Raw genomic sequence first — 1790 nt, 5'->3', positions numbered from 1 at the left:
GATTTTGTTCTTTTTTATTGCATCATTCATGCTTCAGTAACCTTTGTTGAATGACAGTATTGAGCTCAAGCCACATCCGTTCATCAAGAAAACTATTAACAAAAAAAAATGTTTGATTTTCTTTTTCTTTGTGCTTTTCAAAATTATCTACAATAGCAATATCCGCTTCATCTATGTCTTTCGTAAAGTTTATAGATTTAGGATTAAAAATCGTTAAAAGCTTATTTTTAATAAAAATCGAACCAAAATTATTGCTGCTATATTGGATATAAATGTTAATCTGAGAATTTAAAAACATATCCGTCAAGATGCTTAATAACATGCATAGTCCAAAGTTAAATGAAGAATCAAGAGTAAATACAGGATGATTTTTTCTGAATTTTTTATAAAAACGATAAATTTTTGGATGTTTTTTTAAATATTTTTTGAAAAATTCTGTGTTGCCTTGTTCACTAATCATGATTTGTCTGAAGAAATACATTGGATTGATTTCGAAAAATGTACAATAAACGAGCCCGATAAGCAAGTAATAGAAAATACTGGTTTTTTCTTTAGTGGTCATAAGAGTAATGGGAAAAAATTCTTTTTCATATTCGTTAATAAGTAGTTCGCTAGAGAGAACTAAAGAAGATGATCGTGGAAATTTATCAAAAAGCATGATCTTTTCTTTGGGTGAATCGATATCTGAGATGAAACTACGAAGCATTAAATTAAAGAATAAATGCTCGTCTTCTGATATAAAGTATCTTTTTACGAGTTTAGAAATTTCTGTTGTCTTTTCAAAAGGCTTTAATATATTTTTTATTTCTACAGGTAAAGAGATTGGATAGTTATACTGTCTCATGATTGTAATACCCAACATCAATTTTATCCGTTTGATGACAGATGCGGAATAGCGTTTCTCCAAACTTTCTATCAAATCTGGGCATGTAAATACACAGCTAAGTTCAGATTCAAAAGGAACGATGATCCCTCTATAGGCATTCCAATAAAAATAGAAACAAAACATTCTTAAATGTTTTTCTTCACCACATAAATTTTCATTTGAGTGAAATACTAATTTTATATGAAAGCTTTCAAGCTGTATGTTTAAAGCATTTATTTGTTTGTAAAGGTAAGGGATACTTACAAACAAATCATCTGCTAATTCATCAGCGGTTAAGTAGCTTTTAGAAAGAATAGTGGATATGATCTTGAACTGTAAAGAATCATTCAAATAATGGAGCCTTAGTGTGACAACTAAGTAATCAAGTTTGAAATCTGAATGATTGTTTAGCTGCACTCCCCCTGAATATTTTTCAAAAACAATCATTTTTAGCTTTTCATTTTTTTTAATATCTGCTTCTAATTCATTAAAATATCGTTTTAAAGTGCTTAAGGAAATGTCTAAAAAACGTTGGAGATCCGTGAATGAAACCTTTTCACCATCGTTAAAAATCAATTCTTTAAAAAGTTCTAATTTCTTCTTACTTTTATCATTTAAAAAAAATTCCATTCATATACGTCCTTTATTAGTAGTTTTCCGTGGAATTATAGAGTAGAAAAAAAACAAAGTCAATGAATCTTGGATTTTATTGAGTTTTATTTGTTTTTAATTAGTTATTTTTTATGTTACAAAAGCTTAATAATGATAATATCAGTATGTTTTTTTAGTTATTTTATCTAAAAAAGGTCTGAAATGTGTTCAGTTTTGGATTTTCAAAAAAAAACCTTATGTTTTATGATAATAAAGTAACACGAAAAAGAAAATAATTTAATCAAATATACCGGAAACTCATTTAATATATTTA

1 protein-coding gene is annotated in these 1790 nt (G+C 27.3%); it reads right to left on the bottom strand.

Annotation, left to right across the window (positions count from 1 at the left end):
* Positions 1–22: 22 nt before the first annotated feature.
* A complete protein-coding gene (locus tag JZO69_RS16440; protein WP_207113892.1) occupies positions 23–1495 on the bottom strand; it encodes a helix-turn-helix domain-containing protein in 1473 nt (490 codons plus the stop codon).
* Positions 1496–1790 lie beyond the last annotated feature (295 nt).

Source organism: Candidatus Enterococcus ikei, assembly GCF_017316105.1.
Taxonomy (GTDB): domain Bacteria; phylum Bacillota; class Bacilli; order Lactobacillales; family Enterococcaceae; genus Enterococcus_L; species Enterococcus_L ikei.
This window is presented reverse-complemented; position numbering and strand designations above follow the sequence as displayed.

Coding starts and splice junctions, on each gene's coding strand:
- JZO69_RS16440 (WP_207113892.1), bottom strand. CDS start 1,495: ATGGAATTTTTTTTAAATGATAAAAGTAAGAAGAAATTAGAACTTTTT.